This is a genomic window from Dactylosporangium sp. CA-139066, assembly GCF_050936175.1.
GTDB lineage: Bacteria > Actinomycetota > Actinomycetes > Mycobacteriales > Micromonosporaceae > Dactylosporangium.
The window spans coordinates 2,684,540-2,702,377 of record NZ_JBNJNH010000002.1; the positions used below are offsets into that span (position 1 = coordinate 2,684,540).

Below are 17,838 nucleotides of genomic sequence, written 5' to 3' on the forward strand. Positions count from 1 at the left end.
GGGTCGTACAGGTAGTCGGTCATCGCCCCGCCCTCACGTCGCGGGCCGGGGTGCCGTACACGACGGCACCGGCGCGGATGACGGTCAGCGCACCCGGCCCGGCCTCGAACCAAAGCTCGCAGAACGACGCCAGGCCATCCTCCGCGAACTCCTCGACGGTGCGGGACACCTCGCGCATCATCGCGTGCCCGTCGACGTCGGTCTCGTCGACGCCCAGGTACGTCTGTCCGAGCGCTGGCGCACCGTTGGCCGCGGGCGAGTACAGCAGCACGACGTCGCCGGGGCGCAGCGGCGCCCACGGCTGGCGGGCGAGCGCATCAGCGCCGGCCATGAGGGCGCCGATCTCACCGCCGATGTCGCGGCGGCGCTTCGCCTCTTCAGCCTTGGCGAGCGGGGACTGGTCGGTCATCGCTTGGTCTCCTTCGTCGGGAACACTGCCTCCGCGAGCTTCACCAGGCCGAACAGACTGAACAGGGCACCGGACACGCACGCGACGGTCACGAACGCCCACGGGTAGCCGGTCGCCACCCACAGCCCGATCGTCGCCAGGTACAGGCTGGCCAGGAATGTGCCGACCACGAACATGATCTGCTTGACGTCGTTGTCGAGCCCGTTCCACCAGGCCTTCATCGCCGCACCACGCGCCCGTCGCGGTCAAGCCGGTAGTAGTCCTGTGTCGACTTCCACCCGGTCTCGCCCCGGTCGTCGGCCTGACGGCCGCAGCACGGCGCCTTCCACATCGAGCAGTCCGTGTACCGGGCCGTCACCTCGACCTTGCCGAGGTCGTAGACCTGCCCGCAGGTGCAGCGGACCGGGAACATCATGTCGCGGATCTGCTCGGCGACGAGACGGTCCACGTCGGGGTGGCGCATGCCGTAGATGTCGTAGGTCACGGTGCGGTCATCTCCTTGAACGCTTCGGATGCGTACTCCCACGGCCGGGTCAGCCACTGGCCGCCCTTGATGCCGTCGCCCCGGTAGGCGACGGCCCGGCGCTCGCCGCCCGGCGGCGGGTATTCGATCCGGCCAACGATCGCCGCGGTGTCGTCGCCGGGCCCGCCGGCGCACAGGTAGTCGGTGATGACGCCCAGGACCTTCGCCGTGACGATGAAGTGCCCCGGAGGGCAGTCCGACGGCCCAACGTGTACGTCGGCGTCGGCGGCCTTGCGGATGTCGGCGAGCGTGCCCATCAGAGGCCCTCGGCGCCTTCGGTGACGACACGGACACCGCCGTTGTCGCGCTCCGCGAGTGCACTCCAAGCGTTTTGGTAGATCGCGCTGCGCTCGGCGTCGGTGAGCGCATTCCACTGGTCGACGGTCAGTTCCGTGTCGTACTCCGGGTCGTGCTGGCTGATCTCGATGCGGATGTCGAGCTTCACCGTCTCGTCCACGTCAGTCCTCCTCGCGGGTGTACAGGTCGAGTTCGTCGGGCGGCTCGATCGGGTCGAGGTCGAGGCTGAACCGGACGGGGAACTTGTTCGCCTCGGTGGTGTAGCCGGAGCACTGGATGCACAGGGTGCCGTCCGGCGTGTACTCGCCGTTGGCGAGAAGGTTGCGTGCCTCGTCCTCGGTGTCGGCATGGACGGTGACGGTCATCGACCCGGTCACCGGCACGTCGACCGTCCACTCGGCCACGGTCAGTCCTCCTCGTCGCTGGGGTCGCACCAGGCGCAGCCCGGCACGGTGATCGCCCGCACCCAGTTGCCGGGTTCGGCGCCGCGGCGGTAGATGCAGGAGCAGGGCAGGACGGTGCCCGGCTGCCGTCCGGCGTAGTAGTCCCACCCGTCGGTCGGCTCGGTGGGGCAGCGCAGGGTGACCGGCTCGTGCGGGTCGAGGTCGTCGACGACCATCCGCTCAAAGCCCGGCCAGGTGATGAGGGAACGGTCGCGGTGCTCGACCTCGCGAACGAGGCGGACGTTACCGCGGGCGGGGACCAGGCGGTCACCGGGGCGGACCTCGCAGGCGGCGACCGGGATGTCAATCGTGGAGGTCACGAGGTCAGCCCCGCAGCGGCCCGGCGCTCCCGGATGATGTCGACGCAGAGCGTGCTCGCCTCCGCGTCGGACAGCCCACGGACCCGCAGCCACGTCATGATCTCGCGGCCGGACGCGCCGTAGTCGGCGAGCGCACGGGCCCCCCGTCCGCGCAGGTCGGCGATGGCGGCGAGGTGCACGCCGATCTCAGCCTCGATGTTGGCGATCGTCACCGGTCGTTCCCCTTCGCGATCAGGGCCGCCTCGGCGTTGGCCACGCCCGTGCGGATCGCGGCCCGGTCGATGTGGTCGTAGCCGGTCCAGTTGTCGACGCCGGCGGTGAGCAGGCCGTCGAGCATCAGGCTGGACTCGACCAGCTCCAGGTACTCGTCGGTGGAGATCGTGACGGTCTCGGGAAGCTCGGTCACGACTTGCCGTCCCACTCGGGCATCGGCTCCGCCGCGATCTCGGCCAGCCGCTTCTCGGCCTGCTCGGAGGTCAGGTTCACCTCGGGGTTGCCGCTGCCGCCGTAGGCGAGCAGCTCCCAGCGCAGCGGGGTGCCCGGGTCGGGGATGACCGACACCTCCTGGCCGTTCGGGAAGCGGTAGAGGTGGCGGCCGGCGCGGTCGCGGCTGACGAGGTGGCGGGACAGGTTGGTCATATTCGCAGCTCCAAGCTCGCAGGTGTACGTACACCATACCTCTCCGGGTACGTACACCAAAGAGTTGTTCGTTGTGGATCTGTACGTACACCCGATAGAGTCGGCGATGTGCCTGACCAGCCCAAAACTCAGCACCGTTCGGTGCGCGTACCTGACGACACCTGGTACGCGGCAATCCGGCGCGCCAAGGCTGAAGGCACCTCGGTCGGTGAACTCGTCCGCGAATTCCTCGACTGGTGGCTGCGCAAGCCCGGCGCCAAGATGCCGAAACGGCCACCTGAACAGGTGCCGTAACGACCGGAGCGGTGGAGCCCTACTCGGCCGTCCGCACGTCATTCAATCGTGAGTAGCGTCGCCGCCATGGACGAACCCATCTACACGGCCGCCGACCGACACCGGTACCGCCCGACGCCCTGCCCTGAGTGCGGTAGCCGCCGCGAGCTCGGCTGGGTCGACGTCAGCAACAGCGTCAACACCGACCAGTGGCGGCCGAACGAGAAGTGCCGGAACCGGCAGTGCAGCGAGTTCCGTGATCCGAATAGCCTTGCCGGCGGCTGACCGGCCCGGCTACGCGTAGTCTGGCCTCGGGACGGACGGCCGTCTGGCGCGGGCAACCGCGTCACCCGCCGCGGCGGTACAGCCGGCCGACGTCCCGCCGCAGCTCGCGGGGATCACGCCAGGTCCGCTGTCGGACCCTTCCGACACCGTTCGGTTGAGGCGCCCCGGAGCCGCCCGCCTTCGCCCCGGGCCGCGTAACGAGCGGTCCGGGGCGTCGTGCATCGCGAGTCAGCTCACCGCCGCCTGCCACGGCCAGGCGCCTTCGCGCCCGCTCTCGATCAGCGGGATCATCGAGAAGCCGGCATCCGTGAGCCCGCCGAACGTCCACCGGTTCCGGCCCGACGGGGCATGCCCGCGCTCATACCCGGCGAGGTTCCACGTGTACAGCGGCCGGTCCTGCGGCATTGACTGCGACACCTCCGACCCGTCCACACCCGCCTGCTCATCGGTGACGATCACAACACGGTCGTGGCCGGCGTAGTGCTTCCGCAGCGCCCCCGCCGTGTCGGTGCCGCCGCCGAGGAACCAGCCGCCCGACCTCCACCGGTCGATCGCCCGCAGCAGCGACTCGCCGCCGCGCATGTCGAACGGCTTCGTCTTCGCGCCTGCCGGATCGCCCCAGTACTGCTGCATCGACGAGAACGACACCACATCCGCCGCCGCGCACCGCTGGGCCAGGGCGACCGCGAACACGACCGCGGCGTCCCAGCGCATCAGCGTGCCGTCCTTGGAGAACGCCTCGTTCATCGAGCTGGACGTGTCGACAAGGACCAGAGTCCGGCCGCCGAGCCGCGGAATGTTCCCGAGGCAGTGGCCGAGGGCCTGCTCGAGCGGGTACGACCAGCGCAGCGACGGCGCCGCCCGGTACGCGGACAGGAACCGCATCGGCAGCTGCCGCGACTTCGCCACCTGCTCCGGATCGGAGAGTCGTGCCGCGACCTGGTCGGCGACCGTGTCGGAGACGCCGGCCTCGTCGAAGTTGCGCAGGTTCCGCAGCAGCGCCATGTACCCCATGGCCGGGATCAACGCCTCCCACAGCTTCGCCTTGTCCAGCTTCGACCCGGCGAGGGACAGGGCGTTCTCCCACGTCCAGCCCGCCTCGGCGAGCCGTCCGGCGTCGAGCAGCACCACCGGGTCCGCGGCGGCGTCGAGACGCAGCTGCAGGTTCGCGACCAGCGTCGACAGGCTGCCGGGCAGCTTCACGTCGTCGCGGCCGTGCCGCCAGTCGAGCGCCACCTTGAACAGGTCGCCCTGCCACGGCGCGGACGGCTTCGGGTGGGTCATGTCGATGACGTCACCGAACCGCCAGCCCCTCGACGCCGTGTCGTACTTGAGCAGCGACCGCTCCGTGTACAGCCGCTGCACCGCGTCGCCGATACCGTTCTTGACCGGCATCGGGATCTTCCGGCCGTACCGCGACGTCCAGTAGGCGAGCAGCTCGCCGGGCTCGTCGGCGCGCTGCAGCACCGACGCGACGACCGCACGGTTCCGGGCCTCGGCCGGCAGGGCCTGGTCGCCGCCGCCGAGCGTGAGGCGGCTGCGGACGTACTCGGCGGCACCGACGATCGACGCGGTGCGCATGTTGCCGGCGCCGCGGAGCCAGCCGAGGAACTGTGCCGTCCATGCCGGGTCGGTTACCGCGGCCTCGTGGACGAGCTGGACGTACCGGGAGTCGCGTCCGCCGGCGGACTCGTAGAACGTGGCCTCGCCGACCATGTTGGCCACGGCGAGCAGGAACAGCCCCGACCTGACGTCGCGGGCGTAGCCGGCGCCGCCCTCGTGGGTCACGCCCGTCGGGCGCTGCTCAGAGACGATCGGACCGGTCCCGGATGCCGCGCGGGTGTCCCTGACGTTGAACTTCGACACTGCCTCAACCCTTCGCATGGGGAGGCACACGCACTTCTGAGCGGGGCCGAGAACCAATCGGTGAGGCGATCGTAGGTGCTCTGCCAACTGAGCTACAGCCAGGATTTCGCCTGACCAGCGGGACTCGAACCCGCGACAACCCGCTTAAGAGGCGAAGAACTCCTCATCTGCGCACAGGCCCCGCTCGTGAAGTTGTGGGCCGTCCCGAGAACAAGACGCCGCACGGTGTTTTCAGCCAGAGAAGTAACCGTGTGGCTTCACATAGGAACAGCAGAGGTCACGGTAGCAGCAGGCCGCGATGTTGTCTCATCGATTCAACCGGAGGTGGCGTGTCGGCCGCTCACCACGTCTGTCGCGTCCCGCTTCGGCGCCGGCACCTGTGCCCGCCCCGCCAGCCCGCCCCGCCGCAGGTCCCCGTCGTCGAGCGGCCCGTACAGCTCGTCGTGCAACAGCATCGCCTGCTGGCCGAGACGCAACGCCGACGCCAGCAGCTGCCGCAGCGCCTGACGGGCATCGTCCTCCATCGGCGAGCCGTCCGAGGCCAGCCAGGCGAGGGATGCGAACGGCGGCGCCACAGGGGGCTGCGGGGAGTCCTTGACCTGGACGAGCATGTGCCGCTCCGTCTCGCCCTCGGTGAGGACCACGGCGATGTCCGCCTCGGGGCCGCCGCGCATCTCCCGCCGGCTGCCGTCCATGACGCGGTCGACGAGCGCGGCGAGCGCCTGCCGTGAACGCTCCGACAGGGGCGAGTCGTCGGCGAGCATCCGGCCGAGCTCGGCGGCGAGTGGGGGCAGGGCCGGCGGCTCCGGTGCGGCGGCTGCCTCGCCAGCCATGCCTGCCATCAGCTCGTCTGGGCTCACCTGCAGGGCTGCCGCGAGCTTCCGCACGTTGCCGACGTCGGGCCGGTAGGTAGCGACGGAGAACAGCCGGGTGATCGTCGACGGCGACACGTCAGCAGCCAGAGCGAGGTCGAGTTTCCGCTGTAGGCCGACCTGCTTCATGCGGGCTTCCAGGTAGTGCCCGGCTGGCGTCTTCGGCTCGTTTTTGTCCCCCACGCGGCCATCTTCCCTCGTTCGGGCAGATCTGGAAATCCGGCCCGCCCATCTCTGGAATTTCCACATCCGGAAATGCTAGATTGAGCACATGACGCGAGGCATCTACCTCCGCCCCGAAGCGATCGATCGTCTGACCGCGGCGGTCGGCGTGAAGAAGCTCAACCGGCGCCAGCAGAGCGAACTGCTGCACGTGCCGTACCAGAGCTTCTGGAACGCGACCAGCGGCGGGCGGCGCGTCGGCGTGCGAACCATCACCGAACTCATGGCCGGCATCGAACTCTTCGCGAAGCGCTACAGGTGCAAGCCGCTGAGCCTCGACGAGGTGCTGGAGATCCGCGAGATCGACGACGCGGACGAGGAGATCGAAGCCGCGATCGCGGCCTGACCCCAGAAACGACATTGGCCCGGCAGGTGTGCAACCACCTGTGCGCCGGGCCCAACGGAAGGAGCCTCCGTCGTGTCTGTCCATCACGGTACCAACCGCGGCACAAACCTCGCCAGCGCCGACACTGCCGAGTCGGCCAGCGACCGGCGCCGCGCCAGGCGCATCCGCCGCAACCAGCTCAACCGCTCCGATCTGCGCGATCTCCGCCAGCAGCTGCGCGACGCCCGCGCGCTCCTCGGCGTGAAGCGCCCGGCGGCGGTCTGACCGTGCACAACCACAAGGTGCCGCCCGCCCGCGATACCCCGTGCCCGCGGGCGGGCGGCACACGGGGGACTTCATGACCGCACCACCCGAAGTCAACCAGCCCGATGGCGCCTCACCATGGGACCCCGACCTCTGGGACGCCTACGAAGCGGGCGTCGACATGGAGCCACCGGACGACCGGGCGGATGAACCAGCTCCCCCCGAAACGCCGCTGAGCGAGGCCGAGCAGCGCGAGCTGATGCACGCCGTCGCCAACCTCCCCGAAGAGTTCTGGGAAGCCCGCGAAAGATTCCGCGCCATCCGCCAAGCGGCTTGGCGCAACGGATGCAGTGGAGACGTAGCCATGCTCACCGTCATGTGCCGCACCTCGGCGATGGTCAGCCCCAAGCTGATCTTCGACCTCGGCCGCGGCCCGGGCAGCCTCAACCTGTTCGGCGGTGCCGTCGGCCCGTCCGGCGGCGGCAAGAGCCAGGCCGTCGAGGTCGGCCAGGAGATCGTCATCGCGCCGGCCTACCTCGTCGACGCCGACGGCAACATCGACCCCGACAAGTTCAAGGACGGCATCCCCCTTGGCACCGGCGAAGGACTCGCAGAGGCCTACATGGGCACCGCCGAACGTGAGACCGGCGAGCTTCACACCCGCAACAGCGCCAACGCGAACAAGGGCGACCCGAAGACAGAGAAGGTCCGCGCGCAGGTCCGGCACAACGTCTTCTACTACCTCGACGAGGGCGAAACCCTCACGAAGATGATGAAGGAACGGCAGGGTGCAACGATCGGCCAGGCGCTCCGCACCGCATGGGTCGGCGGCCCGCTCGGCCAGCAGAACGCACGTGACGAAACGACCCGGCTCATCCCTCGCCGCAGTTACTCGTGCGGGATGGTCATCGGCTACCAGCCGAAGACGGTCCAGGATCTCCTCGGCGACGGCGGGCCCGGTACACCACAGCGTTTCCTGTGGGCATCGGCGATCGACCCGTCGCTGCCGTCAACTCGCCCTGACGCACAGCGCCCGTTCTGGCTGCCACTGCACGATGACAGCGGCCAGGCGATCACCGGGACGATCGGCGGACCGAAGTGGATCGCCGACCAGCTCTGGGCACGCCGGGTCGACGTCGTGCGCGGGAAACAGGTCGTTGAAGAGCTCGACTCGCACGTTGACCTGATGCGGTGCAAGCTCGCCGCCCTGCTGGCCGTCATCGACGGGCGCATGGAGGTCAGCGACGAGGACTGGCAGCTGTCCGAGGTGCTGTGGACGACGTCGTGCGAGACCCGCGACCGGATGGTCGAGTTCGGCCGGCGGCAGGCGCAGATGCTTGCCGCGCAGCAAACAGCGGCGCATGTCGACCGCGAGGAGAAGGCGCACGTTGCCCGCCGAACCGTTGATGCTCGCGCCGAGCGGATTGCCCGCTGGATTGGGCGGCGCATCCACGAGCGGGGCGAGGCAACGCACGGTGCGACGAAGCGGGCCATGTCCGCCGAGGACCGCCCGTTCTTCGACGTGGGCTTGGAGCATGCGCTTGCGCAGCAGTGGGTGAGCTTGGACAACAGGGCGTTGCGTCCGGGTTCGGCGCGGCCGGTATGAGCGCCGTCCGCGGAGTGGAGAAATGTGGAGATGTGGAGATCTCCACATCTCCCGGATGTCCGCGCGCGCTACGCGAGTCGCCCCGTTTACGACAAGGACACGTGTTTTCACAGCTCAGTGCCATCGATCGCGGTACGTCGATCTGCGTGATTTTCGATCACCGCGACCCGCCGAATGTGGAGATCTCCACATTCTCCACATCGGCTGACGGCACCTTCCGGAGCCACAACGGCCATCTACTCCTCGCCGCCTCAAGCGCAACCCCTGATCGCCACAACGAACGGAACTTCCTGTGAACGAAGACCTTGAACAGGCATACCGCCGCCAGATCGTCCAGCTCACCAAAGACCGGAACGAGGCGCGCGATGAGCGCGACCAAGCCCTTGCCAACTGGGGCAACGAGGTGCAGATCCTGCGCGCCCAGCTCGCTGAAGGCACCTCACCCCGAGTTGAAGCCCTGCGCCGCGAACTGCGACGCGTTCAGGGGCAGCGAGACCGTGCCGTCTCGGCGCTCAGCGAGGCTCGACGTGCGGGTGTTACAGCATGAAGCTCAAGCACAACGTGCCGGCACGAGCGTTCCGAAGCGATCCGATCACGCCGGAGTACCAGGCGGAGGTCGACCGTTCCACGAACAAGCTGATGCTCGACTATGAGCGGGCCCAGCGCCGCCTTCGCTCGGCCGAGGAGCGGCTTGAACGGGCCGAGGCCAAGACCGCCGCAAGGGCTGCCAAGAAGAAGGAGGCAGCGGCGCGCGAGCACGAGGCTCGCGTCGCTGCCGAACTCGTCGAGCTTCGCCGCGAAGAACTCCAGCGAATCGAGGCCCTGATGAAGTCGGCGCCAGCCAGCGCCCAGCACCGCGGTACCCGTAGTTTCCGTCCCATTCCGGCGCCAGGGAGGCAAGTGTGAAAGGCAAGCACTCACAGGCGGCGGCGGTTCGTCGCGACGTTTCGGCGATCGAGTCGGAGCGCGACAGTGCCTTGGCGCGGGCCGTCCGAGCCGAGACGGCGCTTGCGGAGCAGCGCGAAAGAGCGCAAAGGGAATCGGAGACCGCGAGTCGTGAGCTTCGCATGTTGCGCGAGGCTGCGACGGAGGCGACCTCGCCCGAGACGGAAGACCTTCGGCTCAAGCTGGAGCGCGCGCGGCGGTACGCCGAGGCATTGGAGGATGCGATCAGATCCTCCCAGCTTGAGACGGCGCAGCTTGAAATCAACATCGCGCGGGCACTGATGGCCGAGTATGGACTCTCCTCGATTACCGCACTTGGGTTTATCGCGGGCGTGTGTCGGGCTCGGCAACTCGACCGGCTAGGCCCAGTCAACTTCGATGACGGTCTCACGTCGCCAATCTCCGACTTCGACGCAGGGGTCCGCAGCAGTGGTCCGACCTACCGCCTCGGCCTCGGCGTCGGGATGGGTAACGGCGAAAAGAACCTTCGCTGGCGTGAGGACGGGGTCAGGGATGAGTACCGAGAGTTTGCACGGCAGTTCATTGCCGCCGCCCGCTCGGACAGCTCCAGCGAGACTGGCCCACGCCATCTCGGACCGCTGACTCTCGACGTCGCCCGTGCCGCCGCCGGAGTTGCGGCGTGAAGGGCAAGCATGGCCGCGCGGCCGAGACCCGCCAGCAATGGTTAGACCTGGAGCGGGACCGCGACGGCGCGATGGACCGCGCGATGAAGCTCCAGGCGCAACTGACCGCGGACCGCGATGCCTGGGCTCGCCGGCAGGCGGCGATGGAGAGCGAGATCGCGGCGCTCCGCACTGCGGCCAGCGAGGCGGTGACACCTGTCGTTCAGCAATTGCGAGACCAGATAGAGCGAATGCGCGCTCAGCGCGACGAGGCGGTAGCCCTGGCCGAGAAGGCTAGGGCAAAGCAGGGCCGGATGGCCGAACGGACTGTCGGGTTCATAGCCAAGGCGCTTGGCATCACGCACGTCGAGGCTATGGAGTACGTCGGCGGCTTCATCGACCTCGGGGCGCCCCGGGACGCCGAGACTGGCGACGTCCTGCTGCAGACCGTGCTCGACAACGGACTGAATGAAAGGATTGACCGAGGTGAGCTGACGTATGAACAGGCCGTTCAAATCGACGGCATCCGGTACGGACGGAAGCGGAAGCGGCACCGCGCCCTCGACGAGGCATTCGACGCTACGGTCAATCAGCCCACGGGCGCGCTCGGTCCGCTGACCAGCGACGTCGCAGCGGCGGTGGATGCCCGATGACCACGATTCCCGCCCTCATCCGCGCCCTGCACGCCGCCGGCTGGTCGTACCGGATCACGCACGAGGAGTCGCCCCGCGATGCGGACGGCGCCCCGTTCGACGACGGCTGCTACGTGCACTCGTGGACGCGCGGCGAGTGCACGATCGACGTGCCGCGGAAGATTCGCGGCCCGCTCGTCGGCTGTATCTCGTACCGTGCGGACGAGCACGACAGCACCGACGGCGCCCTCGTCGGTGTCGAACTCGTCCAGCGACACGGTGCCGACATCCTCCGCGTCCTCGGTGACTGTGTGGGCGTGTTCGAGCCCGACGACCCGGCTTGGCGCCCCCGTCCTTCCGGCTGGGTGGAGCGCCCTGCCCCGGTCGGCTCGTGGTGGGAGGCCCCGGACGGCGCCGCCTACGTCGATGGCGACTACCTCGACGGCCCCGGCGACCAGATCGTCACCTTCGTCCTGCACCGCCGCGACGGCAGCCGCGCCTGGGGCAAGGCGGGTGGGCGCGAGTTCGCCCACGCCTACACGCGCCTCGATGGGCCGCCCGACTGGTACACGCCTGACCCCGACGCCGCCTTGGAGGCGACCCGATGAGAACCTACTTCCTGATCGTCACCCAGCACGCGTGGCTGAACGAGTCCGGCCACGGCGTCGAGTACCGCTGCGTCAGCAGTGAGTTCGCCCGCCGCGAGACGGCGCTCCGCTGGGCCAGCGCCCAGTTCGACCACGACGACCTCAACATCGCCACCGTCACCGACGGCCGGATCGTCGCGTTCGGCTCGGGCATGGACGACTTCGGCCCCGACGTCGACGGCACCCCGCACTTCGGGCACGACCTGGGCGAGATCGCCGAGCAGATCGGGCTGACCGAGACGAGCGCCCGATGACGGACCTGGACCCGGACCTGATCTCCCGCCGGCAGTGCAACGCCGAGGCACTCCTGGCCGGCAACCTCGAGCCGGACGCTGACCACGAGGCGGCCGAGGCCGACCTGCGGCACCTCGTCGGCCACGACGTGCAGGCGCTGCTGTGCGAGCTGGAGCGCCTCGCCGACCAGGACGTGCTCGACATGCTCGGCTCGATCGACAACGCGCTGCGCAACGGCTCCCACATGACGAACGCGAACCTGGCGTTCCTGCTGCTGTGCGAGCGGCTCGGCGTCGACCGGGACCGGCTCGTGTTCAACCCGCAGCGGATCGGCGAGATCGCGGCCGAGGTGACCCGATGAGCCCCGTGACCCGCCACCACCGCGGCGCTGTCCAGATCGACCCGACCCTGCTCGACGACATCGACTGGGTCCTCGACATGGACACGGCCGCAGCGCCGGAGGTGGTGCGCCCGCTCGGCGACGAGCTCCGCGACTACCACCGGGACCTGAGCCTGGACTACGACCGCGACCACGTCGAAGGCATCCACGACTGGCTGTACGTCCGCGAGGTCGACTCGGTGCAGCGGCTCCGGGCGAGCCTGACACCGGGCGGCGCCGTCGATGCGCAGTTCCTGTCCGAGGTCCGCAACATTCTCGACGGGCTGACGCTCAGCTTCGAATCAGAGTGCGGTGCGGACCCGTGCTGCAACGACTGCAAGTGGTGCTGGTTCCTGCTGCTGCGGGATCGGTGCGACGCGGCGTTCAACCGGGCTGGGTTCAGCCGGCCCGCGTACCTCGACGCGCTCGACTACGACCCGGACGAGGTGTGGCGGACCCGCGGTGCCGCTGCGACGCCGGCGGGTGGCGCCTGATGGCCACCGAGACCGCGCAGGAGTGGGCGGCCCGCCTGTCCGCCGCCGACGTCGAGGCGATCTTCCACAAGGCGCTGGGCGGGCACGACATGCGCGGCGTGGTGTACGCGCTGCGGCTGCTGGCGACGAAGGACCCGCACCGGGCGCAGGAACTGCTCGACCTCATCCAGGTCGGCGTGAAGCTCCGGGAGGGTGCCTGATGGCCGACAACCTTGGCTTGCGCGCCGAGCTCGACGAGCTGGGCCCGTCCGAGTGGGCGTTCCAGACGCTGCTGCGGATCGCCGCGTGGGGCCTGCACGACGACAACCGCGACGAACTGCGCGAGATGACGAAAGAGGCCCGGGCGAGGTTCCGGGCCGAGACCCCCGAGGAGACGAAATGAGCAACGACCCGTTCCCCACGGACCGCTACATGATGGCGACAGTCGCCCACCACAAGCTTGGCGATATCTCCCGCGACAAGCCCGCTCTCGCGGTCATCTACGGCGAAACCGACACCGACTGGATCGGGCAGTGGGCCGCCGGGTTCGGCCTCGTCAACGTCCGCTTCCCGAAGGCCACCACCCGCGAACTGACCGAGGCCGAGAAGGCGCACTACCGGACCAAGGTCGTGCAGATCAACGGCGGTGCGGTCGAGGAGATCCGGATCGACAAGGAGGTAGCCCGATGAGCCGCGACGAGTACGACCCGATCAAGTGCCCGATGCCCGACTGTGACGCCGACCTGTTTCTGGACTGGACGGCGTCGATCGGGCTGTCCCGCGGCCTGCTGACCGTCGCCGACGACTCGTGGATGCCGGACCCGGCCCACCCGGACGGTGCCGGCTGGCGGGTGGCGTGCGCCGAGGGGCACGTGGTGCTCCTGCCCGGCCCGACCGGCTGCCCGTGCGGCGCCGACAGCTGCGCGCGCCATGGCTTCGACGAGGCCGAGGACCTGCGGCGCTTCCACGCGCTGGACGCGGAACGGCTGTCCGAGGTGCTGACCCGGCTCGGTGCGGTGACCCGATGACCACGTCCTACGCCCGCCACGCCCTGCTCCTCGCCGAGTCGAAGGAGCGTTTCGCCCGCGAGACCGCCAGCCACGAGCTGACGATCCTCCACGACGACGGCCTGTACCGGCACATCCGCTGCGCGACCCCCGGCCGCGCCATCCACCGCTTCGACCTGATCACCTGGCCGGGGCATCTGACGATCACCGGTGACGTCGAGTCGGCGCTGACGTTCCGCCGCGCCGACGACATGTTCGCGTTCTTCCGCGGCGCCGGCGACATCAACCCCGGCTACTGGGCGGAGAAGCTCGTCGGCGACCGCCGGGCGCTGGAGACGTACTCGATGGACCTGTTCCGGTTGCTCGTCGACGAGCACGTCACCGACGCCGTCGAGGCCGACGTGGACCTGGCGCCGGTCGACGATGACCAGCCGGGCCTGGCCGCCGCGGTCGAGGCGGCGTTGACCGACGAGTTCAACCACGAGGACGCCGACGGCGCGCAGGAGTTCCTCCAGCGGTTCAGGTACCGCTACGCCGACCGGGCTGGCGTTGAGCAGGAGTTCCGTTTCGTGGACGCGTGGGAGTGGGACCTTGCCGAGTGGCACTGGTCGTACCTGTGGGCGTGCCACGCGATCCGGTGGGGCGTCGGACGGTACGACGCGGCGAAGGCTGAGCCGCTCGGCGAGCTCGTAGAGGTGGCCCGATGACCGCCCCCGAGGAGCTCCTCCGTCGCCGCTTGGTCCAGGCGCTGCGGTCCTGCGGGCCGAACGCCGCAACGGGCGCACTGGCCGACGCCGTCCTCGCGCTCGGCGACCTGGAGTCCCGCTGGGAGGTTCGCGGCGGCGACCCCGACGACCCTGGCGACCGCTGGTACAGCTACTGCGACACCCGCGCCGAGGCGGACGCGCTGGCTGCGAAGCGCAAGGCCGAGGTGTTCGCCGTGTTCTCGCTGCGGTTCATGCCGATCAGCGTCGATCAGGAGGGTCCACGATGACCGCCCGCACCCAGCTGGTCGTCCTGTACCACGACCACCAGCACATGTACTTCCCGGTCGGCCCGGACTGCGGCTGGAAGATCGACAACGCGTCGCGGTGCCTCGTCGTCGGGAAGTTCCCCCGCACCTACATCCCGCTCGACACGGTCCGGTCGTTCGACATCGAGGCCATCGGCGGGGACGCGCCCGAGGCGGCTGGACGAGGAGCTGGGGCGGTGAACGCCCGGTTCGTGGTCGTTCACACCGACGCCGAGGGTGTCGAGCGGACCCTCGGCAACATCATCTACACGGACGAGGGCGCAGCATCCAAGCGGGTCGCTGAGCGTCGCGCGCGGGCCCTCGCCGAGGGCTGGCCGGACCGCTACGACTTGTGGCTGCTGGTACCCGTGCCGACCGAGGTCGGGCCGCCGACGTGTGACCGGTGTGGCGAGCGGGGTGGACACGCGCGGTCGTGCGCCCCGCCTGAACGGGTTGAGGAGGTGGGCCGATGACCGCCGCAAGCCCGATCACCCGGCTTGTGCCGGGCCGCCGCGTCCGTGCCGTCATGTCCGACAAGGGCGGCACCCGGACCCTGTCCTCGCCGTACCGGCTGACCGGCCTATACGAGTACGCCGACTGGATTCCCACCGCGCACCTGCGGGCGATCGCCGAGTCGATCCGCGAGTGCGGCGACCACCGCGACAACTGGGGCACCTTCCCGTGCGCGCCGGTCGTCGACGGTCTGATCGCGCTCGCCGATGAGGTCGACGCCAGCCCGGTCGCCGGCCACGACCAGGCCGACATCGGCCGCGAACACCGGGATCTGCTCGTCTCGTGGCAGCGCCGGATGGAAGCCCGGTCGCCGCTCCTCGCCGAGGCCGCGCGGATCGTCGATGACCTTGTCGTATCCAGGAGTGTCGGGCAGGCACGGGCGGTCCTGGCGTTGCTTGCCGACGCGGATCTGCTGCTGCCCGGCGTCGACGCCGAGCTGCGGCCGGTGCTGGCCCGCTACGCCGCTATCGATCAGACGGAGGTAACGCGATGAGCTACACCCGCTATGTCATGAAGGCCGACCCGTCGTATGTCGTCGAGGCGGTCCGGCTGCACGAGACCGACACCGACTGGGGTGCGGTCGCCGACTGGTGCGGCGCCGACATCCGCGTGGACGGCTCGCCGGAGACCGGCATCTACTCGGTGCTGGATCTCGGCCTCGACGGTGCTGTGCATGGCGACTGGGTTGTGAAGCAGCCCGGCGGCTGGTTCGTGTGGGACGCCGACGGGTTCGCCCACGTATTCCAGCTGGCGCCGGAGGTCGCCCGGTGACCGGCCTGAACTGGGAAGACTCCTGCACCTGCGACGACCCGTTCGCCGCGGACCCGCCGACGTTCGTCGAGGGCTGCCCGGCGCACGGCGGTGAGGTCCGGGAGGTCGCGCGGCGGCTCGATCGTTGGCGCAAGGAGTTGGCGCCGGCGCGGGCCTGGACCGGTCACCACGACCGGCTGAGCCGTTCGATCGCCGCGTTCGAGGCGCTGCTGGTCGAGCACTGGCGGCATGAGGCGCCCGGCCCGGTCCCGTCACCGACCGGTTCGTGCGGGGCGTGCGGCGGCACCGGCGAGGTGTTCCACGGCTTCGGCGAGAACGGGCCCGTGTTCGGCGGCGAGTGCGGGTGTGAGACGCCGTTCTGCGGCGGCTGCGGCCAGCCGTGGCCGTGCGGGCCGGTGAAGACGATCGGCGCCGCTGTAGGGGCGGCGTTCGCGATGGAGGAGGTTCGATGAGCGCGAAGACGATCACGTGCTACCTGCTGGTCTGTGACGGCTGCGGCAAGAACATCGACGTCGACATGGACGGCGGTATCAGGCACTTCGACTCGGTCGAGGAGGCCCGCGAGGAGATCAACGAGCAGTGGGACGACGACCCGGGCCGCGACCCGGTGTCCGTCGGCGGCCAAGACCTGTGCGGCCCGTGCCGGCTGAAGCCGCACGAGTTCGTGCCGGTCGACCGGCCCTACGGCGTCGACGACCGCTGCATGCGTTGCTGCGTCGAACGCGACGAGCACGAGGAGGTGTCCGCGTGAACGCCGAGGAGTTCAACCGCCTCCTGTCCCGTTTCGAGGACGCCTCCGTTGCCCTGCACACCGAGCAGACGCGGTCCGCGCAGGACCGCTGGGAGGTGGCCTGCGATGCGATCCGCGAGGACCGGAGCAGACTGCTCCGGCTCATCCGGGACCTGCTCGACTCCGACGACTGCTGGTTCGACCATCACGGCGGCTGCCAGGCCCACGGCTACCTGTCGCTGGAGCCGGGCGAGCAATGTCCGCACGCTGAGGCGAAAGCGCTCCTCGACGCCGAAGGGGTGGCCCGGTGAGCGCCGTCCCCTCGACGTACGGATACGCGGTCCTCGACAACCTCGGCCGGAACGGCTGGAGCTTGTACGCCCGCACCGGGCAGATGGTCCACCGCATGCTGTTCACCAGCCGGCATCTCGCCGAGGACCAGTCGCCGCGGGACCGCGCCGTCGCCGAGCTCGCCGGGCTGGGCTGGAAGGTCCGAGGTGACGGCTCCTGGTACATACAGGCGTGGACCGGGGCGCCCGCCGGCACGAGCTGGGTGGCGATCGAGCCGATCGACACGCCAGAGGCCGACGCGGTCCGGCGGCAGCGAGGTGCGTGGTGAACGCGAAGCTCAGGGAGCACGCCGACCTGCTACGCCGGGCCGCCGGGCACGTTCGCGGGCACCTGGTCGACGTGACCCCCGGCCCGTGGATGTCCGTCGGCGAGACGAACCGCAAGAACAGCATCGCCCTCGTCGGCGCGGTCGCGAAACGCGGCACCGGGCAGGCGATCGCCGTCCTGGCCGGCGACCCGCGGACCCGGCACGCCGACGCCCGGCTGATCGAACTCATGCACCCGCCGGTCCCCGAGGGCCTCGCCGCGCTATTCGACAGGGCCGCCGCCGCGATGGACAGCCTCGACGACACAGACCGCCAGATGCGGATGACAGAGGCGCACCTGGCGCACCTCGCCGACCTCATGGAGATCGTCCGGCTGGCCCGCGAGGTGCTGCGCGAGGGGGTGGGGCGGTGACCGCGGTCTACGAACGCACCGGCGACCTCGCCGCGCTGCTACCGTCCCGGGCCGCGTGCGAGCGTGGGTCGACGACCGTCCACGCCGCCGAGGACACGATCGCCCACCACGACAGTTTCGGCGGCTGGGACCACCACTACCCGGAGCTGACGTCGCTGTGCGGCGAGCGCGGCTGGGGCGAGGCCGGCGCCGGGAGCCGATTCGCCGGGCAGGTGATGGACCTGTCGCACGTCAACTGCCCGCGGTGCCGGCGCACGACCCGATTCCGGGAGGCGACCCGGTGAGCGACCTCCGCCGCTGGCTTGAGGCCGAGTTCGCGAAGGCGCAGGAGGACGTCCGCCTCGCCCGGTTGGCCGCGAACTCTCGGCGGCAGGAGGGCCGAGGCTTCGTGGCCGTGAACTACGCCTCGGCGGTCGCCCGGCTGGTCACGCTCGGCGAAGTGATGCAGCACCTGGACGAGCCCGCGCCGCGGCGGATGCAACACGAGCCCGGCGCCTGA

At 69.8% G+C, this 17,838-nt stretch carries 42 protein-coding genes; 30 read left to right on the top strand and 12 right to left on the bottom strand.

Annotated features, from left to right (window positions below; all coding sequences use genetic code 11):
* Positions 1 to 19: 19 nt before the first annotated feature.
* From ACQEVU_RS57235 to ACQEVU_RS57280, 10 genes are read right to left on the bottom strand one after another with little or no spacing between them, the layout of a single operon-like run.
* Positions 20 to 409 carry a hypothetical protein gene (locus ACQEVU_RS57235; RefSeq protein ID WP_433339617.1) on the bottom strand — a complete coding sequence of 130 codons (390 nt, stop codon included), beginning with the start codon at positions 407 to 409 and terminating at the stop codon, positions 20 to 22.
* Positions 406 to 630, bottom strand: a complete 225-nt coding sequence (locus ACQEVU_RS57240) for a hypothetical protein (protein WP_433339618.1) — start codon at positions 628 to 630, stop codon at positions 406 to 408. The genes ACQEVU_RS57235 and ACQEVU_RS57240 overlap by 4 nt, the downstream gene beginning before the upstream one ends.
* Complete coding sequence (locus tag ACQEVU_RS57245; RefSeq protein ID WP_433339619.1) at positions 627 to 893, bottom strand: hypothetical protein; 267 nt, start codon at positions 891 to 893, stop codon at positions 627 to 629. The genes ACQEVU_RS57240 and ACQEVU_RS57245 overlap by 4 nt, the downstream gene beginning before the upstream one ends.
* Entirely contained in the window at positions 890 to 1,189 is a 300-nt protein-coding gene (locus ACQEVU_RS57250) for a hypothetical protein (RefSeq protein ID WP_433339620.1), read from the bottom strand. The genes ACQEVU_RS57245 and ACQEVU_RS57250 overlap by 4 nt, the downstream gene beginning before the upstream one ends.
* Positions 1,189 to 1,389: a hypothetical protein gene (locus ACQEVU_RS57255; protein ID WP_433339621.1), complete on the bottom strand. Its 201-nt coding sequence runs from the start codon at positions 1,387 to 1,389 to the stop codon at positions 1,189 to 1,191. Before ACQEVU_RS57255 ends, ACQEVU_RS57250 begins: the two co-directional genes overlap by 1 nt.
* 1 nt (position 1,390) lies before the next feature.
* Positions 1,391 to 1,633 (bottom strand): hypothetical protein, encoded by a 243-nt coding sequence (locus ACQEVU_RS57260; RefSeq protein WP_433339622.1) that lies wholly within the window; start codon positions 1,631 to 1,633, stop codon positions 1,391 to 1,393.
* 2 nt (positions 1,634 to 1,635) lie between these two features.
* Complete coding sequence (locus tag ACQEVU_RS57265; RefSeq protein WP_433339623.1) at positions 1,636 to 1,992, bottom strand: hypothetical protein; 357 nt, start codon at positions 1,990 to 1,992, stop codon at positions 1,636 to 1,638.
* Entirely contained in the window at positions 1,989 to 2,204 is a 216-nt protein-coding gene (locus ACQEVU_RS57270) for a hypothetical protein (protein ID WP_433339624.1), read from the bottom strand. The genes ACQEVU_RS57265 and ACQEVU_RS57270 overlap by 4 nt, the downstream gene beginning before the upstream one ends.
* A complete protein-coding gene (locus ACQEVU_RS57275) occupies positions 2,201 to 2,398 on the bottom strand; it encodes a hypothetical protein (RefSeq protein ID WP_433339625.1) in 198 nt (65 codons plus the stop codon). Before ACQEVU_RS57275 ends, ACQEVU_RS57270 begins: the two co-directional genes overlap by 4 nt.
* On the bottom strand, positions 2,395 to 2,631 hold the full coding sequence (locus ACQEVU_RS57280) for a hypothetical protein (protein ID WP_433339626.1): 237 nt from the start codon (positions 2,629 to 2,631) through the stop codon (positions 2,395 to 2,397). Before ACQEVU_RS57280 ends, ACQEVU_RS57275 begins: the two co-directional genes overlap by 4 nt.
* Positions 2,632 to 2,739: 108 nt before the next feature.
* Between ACQEVU_RS57280 and ACQEVU_RS57285 the strand changes: the two genes are divergently transcribed.
* Complete coding sequence (locus tag ACQEVU_RS57285) at positions 2,740 to 2,925, top strand: hypothetical protein (RefSeq protein ID WP_433339627.1); 186 nt, start codon at positions 2,740 to 2,742, stop codon at positions 2,923 to 2,925.
* Between the two features lie 66 nt (positions 2,926 to 2,991).
* Complete coding sequence (locus ACQEVU_RS57290; protein WP_433339628.1) at positions 2,992 to 3,189, top strand: hypothetical protein; 198 nt, start codon at positions 2,992 to 2,994, stop codon at positions 3,187 to 3,189.
* A 228-nt stretch (positions 3,190 to 3,417) separates the two neighbouring features.
* Here ACQEVU_RS57290 and ACQEVU_RS57295 read toward each other — a convergent pair whose 3' ends face one another.
* Both ACQEVU_RS57295 and ACQEVU_RS57300 read right to left on the bottom strand, forming a co-directional pair.
* Positions 3,418 to 5,055 (bottom strand): TROVE domain-containing protein, encoded by a 1,638-nt coding sequence (locus ACQEVU_RS57295; RefSeq protein ID WP_433339629.1) that lies wholly within the window; start codon positions 5,053 to 5,055, stop codon positions 3,418 to 3,420.
* 314 nt (positions 5,056 to 5,369) lie between these two features.
* A complete protein-coding gene (locus tag ACQEVU_RS57300) occupies positions 5,370 to 6,110 on the bottom strand; it encodes a helix-turn-helix domain-containing protein (protein ID WP_433339630.1) in 741 nt (246 codons plus the stop codon).
* 88 nt (positions 6,111 to 6,198) lie between these two features.
* On the opposite strand from ACQEVU_RS57300, the gene ACQEVU_RS57305 reads away from it, so the two are divergent.
* The 28 genes from ACQEVU_RS57305 (at position 6,199) to ACQEVU_RS57440 (ending at position 17,838) form a co-directional block, all read left to right on the top strand.
* Positions 6,199 to 6,495 carry a hypothetical protein gene (locus ACQEVU_RS57305; RefSeq protein ID WP_433339631.1) on the top strand — a complete coding sequence of 99 codons (297 nt, stop codon included), beginning with the start codon at positions 6,199 to 6,201 and terminating at the stop codon, positions 6,493 to 6,495.
* A 72-nt stretch (positions 6,496 to 6,567) separates the two neighbouring features.
* A complete protein-coding gene (locus ACQEVU_RS57310) occupies positions 6,568 to 6,759 on the top strand; it encodes a hypothetical protein (RefSeq protein ID WP_433339632.1) in 192 nt (63 codons plus the stop codon).
* A 73-nt stretch (positions 6,760 to 6,832) separates the two neighbouring features.
* Entirely contained in the window at positions 6,833 to 8,344 is a 1,512-nt protein-coding gene (locus tag ACQEVU_RS57315) for a hypothetical protein (protein WP_433339633.1), read from the top strand.
* Between the two features lie 101 nt (positions 8,345 to 8,445).
* A complete protein-coding gene (locus ACQEVU_RS57320; RefSeq protein ID WP_433339634.1) occupies positions 8,446 to 8,640 on the top strand; it encodes a hypothetical protein in 195 nt (64 codons plus the stop codon).
* Complete coding sequence (locus ACQEVU_RS57325) at positions 8,637 to 8,891, top strand: hypothetical protein (RefSeq protein WP_433339635.1); 255 nt, start codon at positions 8,637 to 8,639, stop codon at positions 8,889 to 8,891. Before ACQEVU_RS57320 ends, ACQEVU_RS57325 begins: the two co-directional genes overlap by 4 nt.
* Positions 8,888 to 9,250 (top strand): hypothetical protein, encoded by a 363-nt coding sequence (locus ACQEVU_RS57330; protein WP_433339636.1) that lies wholly within the window; start codon positions 8,888 to 8,890, stop codon positions 9,248 to 9,250. The genes ACQEVU_RS57325 and ACQEVU_RS57330 overlap by 4 nt, the downstream gene beginning before the upstream one ends.
* A complete protein-coding gene (locus ACQEVU_RS57335; protein WP_433339637.1) occupies positions 9,247 to 9,933 on the top strand; it encodes a hypothetical protein in 687 nt (228 codons plus the stop codon). The genes ACQEVU_RS57330 and ACQEVU_RS57335 overlap by 4 nt, the downstream gene beginning before the upstream one ends.
* Positions 9,930 to 10,565: a hypothetical protein gene (locus ACQEVU_RS57340; protein ID WP_433339638.1), complete on the top strand. Its 636-nt coding sequence runs from the start codon at positions 9,930 to 9,932 to the stop codon at positions 10,563 to 10,565. Before ACQEVU_RS57335 ends, ACQEVU_RS57340 begins: the two co-directional genes overlap by 4 nt.
* Entirely contained in the window at positions 10,562 to 11,152 is a 591-nt protein-coding gene (locus ACQEVU_RS57345; protein WP_433339639.1) for a hypothetical protein, read from the top strand. Before ACQEVU_RS57340 ends, ACQEVU_RS57345 begins: the two co-directional genes overlap by 4 nt.
* Positions 11,149 to 11,445 (top strand): hypothetical protein, encoded by a 297-nt coding sequence (locus tag ACQEVU_RS57350; protein ID WP_433339640.1) that lies wholly within the window; start codon positions 11,149 to 11,151, stop codon positions 11,443 to 11,445. The genes ACQEVU_RS57345 and ACQEVU_RS57350 overlap by 4 nt, the downstream gene beginning before the upstream one ends.
* Positions 11,442 to 11,786, top strand: coding sequence for a hypothetical protein (locus tag ACQEVU_RS57355; RefSeq protein WP_433339641.1), 345 nt, complete (start codon positions 11,442 to 11,444; stop codon positions 11,784 to 11,786). Before ACQEVU_RS57350 ends, ACQEVU_RS57355 begins: the two co-directional genes overlap by 4 nt.
* On the top strand, positions 11,783 to 12,298 hold the full coding sequence (locus tag ACQEVU_RS57360; protein WP_433339642.1) for a hypothetical protein: 516 nt from the start codon (positions 11,783 to 11,785) through the stop codon (positions 12,296 to 12,298). Before ACQEVU_RS57355 ends, ACQEVU_RS57360 begins: the two co-directional genes overlap by 4 nt.
* Positions 12,298 to 12,498 carry a hypothetical protein gene (locus ACQEVU_RS57365; protein WP_433339643.1) on the top strand — a complete coding sequence of 67 codons (201 nt, stop codon included), beginning with the start codon at positions 12,298 to 12,300 and terminating at the stop codon, positions 12,496 to 12,498. The genes ACQEVU_RS57360 and ACQEVU_RS57365 overlap by 1 nt, the downstream gene beginning before the upstream one ends.
* The gene (locus tag ACQEVU_RS57370; RefSeq protein ID WP_433339644.1) at positions 12,498 to 12,680 is read left to right on the top strand and encodes a hypothetical protein; all 183 of its coding nucleotides are present in this window, start codon (positions 12,498 to 12,500) and stop codon (positions 12,678 to 12,680) included. The genes ACQEVU_RS57365 and ACQEVU_RS57370 overlap by 1 nt, the downstream gene beginning before the upstream one ends.
* Positions 12,677 to 12,967, top strand: a complete 291-nt coding sequence (locus tag ACQEVU_RS57375) for a hypothetical protein (protein ID WP_433339645.1) — start codon at positions 12,677 to 12,679, stop codon at positions 12,965 to 12,967. Before ACQEVU_RS57370 ends, ACQEVU_RS57375 begins: the two co-directional genes overlap by 4 nt.
* Entirely contained in the window at positions 12,964 to 13,305 is a 342-nt protein-coding gene (locus ACQEVU_RS57380) for a hypothetical protein (protein ID WP_433339646.1), read from the top strand. The genes ACQEVU_RS57375 and ACQEVU_RS57380 overlap by 4 nt, the downstream gene beginning before the upstream one ends.
* Positions 13,302 to 13,991, top strand: a complete 690-nt coding sequence (locus tag ACQEVU_RS57385; RefSeq protein ID WP_433339647.1) for a hypothetical protein — start codon at positions 13,302 to 13,304, stop codon at positions 13,989 to 13,991. Before ACQEVU_RS57380 ends, ACQEVU_RS57385 begins: the two co-directional genes overlap by 4 nt.
* The gene (locus tag ACQEVU_RS57390; protein ID WP_433339648.1) at positions 13,988 to 14,278 is read left to right on the top strand and encodes a hypothetical protein; all 291 of its coding nucleotides are present in this window, start codon (positions 13,988 to 13,990) and stop codon (positions 14,276 to 14,278) included. The genes ACQEVU_RS57385 and ACQEVU_RS57390 overlap by 4 nt, the downstream gene beginning before the upstream one ends.
* Positions 14,275 to 14,769, top strand: a complete 495-nt coding sequence (locus ACQEVU_RS57395; RefSeq protein ID WP_433339649.1) for a hypothetical protein — start codon at positions 14,275 to 14,277, stop codon at positions 14,767 to 14,769. Before ACQEVU_RS57390 ends, ACQEVU_RS57395 begins: the two co-directional genes overlap by 4 nt.
* Positions 14,766 to 15,302 carry a hypothetical protein gene (locus ACQEVU_RS57400; RefSeq protein ID WP_433339650.1) on the top strand — a complete coding sequence of 179 codons (537 nt, stop codon included), beginning with the start codon at positions 14,766 to 14,768 and terminating at the stop codon, positions 15,300 to 15,302. Before ACQEVU_RS57395 ends, ACQEVU_RS57400 begins: the two co-directional genes overlap by 4 nt.
* Positions 15,299 to 15,580 (top strand): hypothetical protein, encoded by a 282-nt coding sequence (locus ACQEVU_RS57405; protein WP_433339651.1) that lies wholly within the window; start codon positions 15,299 to 15,301, stop codon positions 15,578 to 15,580. Before ACQEVU_RS57400 ends, ACQEVU_RS57405 begins: the two co-directional genes overlap by 4 nt.
* On the top strand, positions 15,577 to 16,032 hold the full coding sequence (locus tag ACQEVU_RS57410) for a hypothetical protein (RefSeq protein WP_433339652.1): 456 nt from the start codon (positions 15,577 to 15,579) through the stop codon (positions 16,030 to 16,032). Before ACQEVU_RS57405 ends, ACQEVU_RS57410 begins: the two co-directional genes overlap by 4 nt.
* Positions 16,029 to 16,331, top strand: coding sequence for a hypothetical protein (locus ACQEVU_RS57415; protein WP_433339653.1), 303 nt, complete (start codon positions 16,029 to 16,031; stop codon positions 16,329 to 16,331). The genes ACQEVU_RS57410 and ACQEVU_RS57415 overlap by 4 nt, the downstream gene beginning before the upstream one ends.
* Positions 16,328 to 16,621, top strand: coding sequence for a hypothetical protein (locus ACQEVU_RS57420; RefSeq protein ID WP_433339654.1), 294 nt, complete (start codon positions 16,328 to 16,330; stop codon positions 16,619 to 16,621). Before ACQEVU_RS57415 ends, ACQEVU_RS57420 begins: the two co-directional genes overlap by 4 nt.
* Entirely contained in the window at positions 16,618 to 16,929 is a 312-nt protein-coding gene (locus ACQEVU_RS57425) for a hypothetical protein (protein ID WP_433339655.1), read from the top strand. Before ACQEVU_RS57420 ends, ACQEVU_RS57425 begins: the two co-directional genes overlap by 4 nt.
* Positions 16,926 to 17,339, top strand: a complete 414-nt coding sequence (locus ACQEVU_RS57430) for a hypothetical protein (protein WP_433339656.1) — start codon at positions 16,926 to 16,928, stop codon at positions 17,337 to 17,339. Before ACQEVU_RS57425 ends, ACQEVU_RS57430 begins: the two co-directional genes overlap by 4 nt.
* Positions 17,336 to 17,623, top strand: coding sequence for a hypothetical protein (locus tag ACQEVU_RS57435; protein ID WP_433339657.1), 288 nt, complete (start codon positions 17,336 to 17,338; stop codon positions 17,621 to 17,623). The genes ACQEVU_RS57430 and ACQEVU_RS57435 overlap by 4 nt, the downstream gene beginning before the upstream one ends.
* Positions 17,620 to 17,838, top strand: coding sequence for a hypothetical protein (locus ACQEVU_RS57440; protein ID WP_433339658.1), 219 nt, complete (start codon positions 17,620 to 17,622; stop codon positions 17,836 to 17,838). The genes ACQEVU_RS57435 and ACQEVU_RS57440 overlap by 4 nt, the downstream gene beginning before the upstream one ends.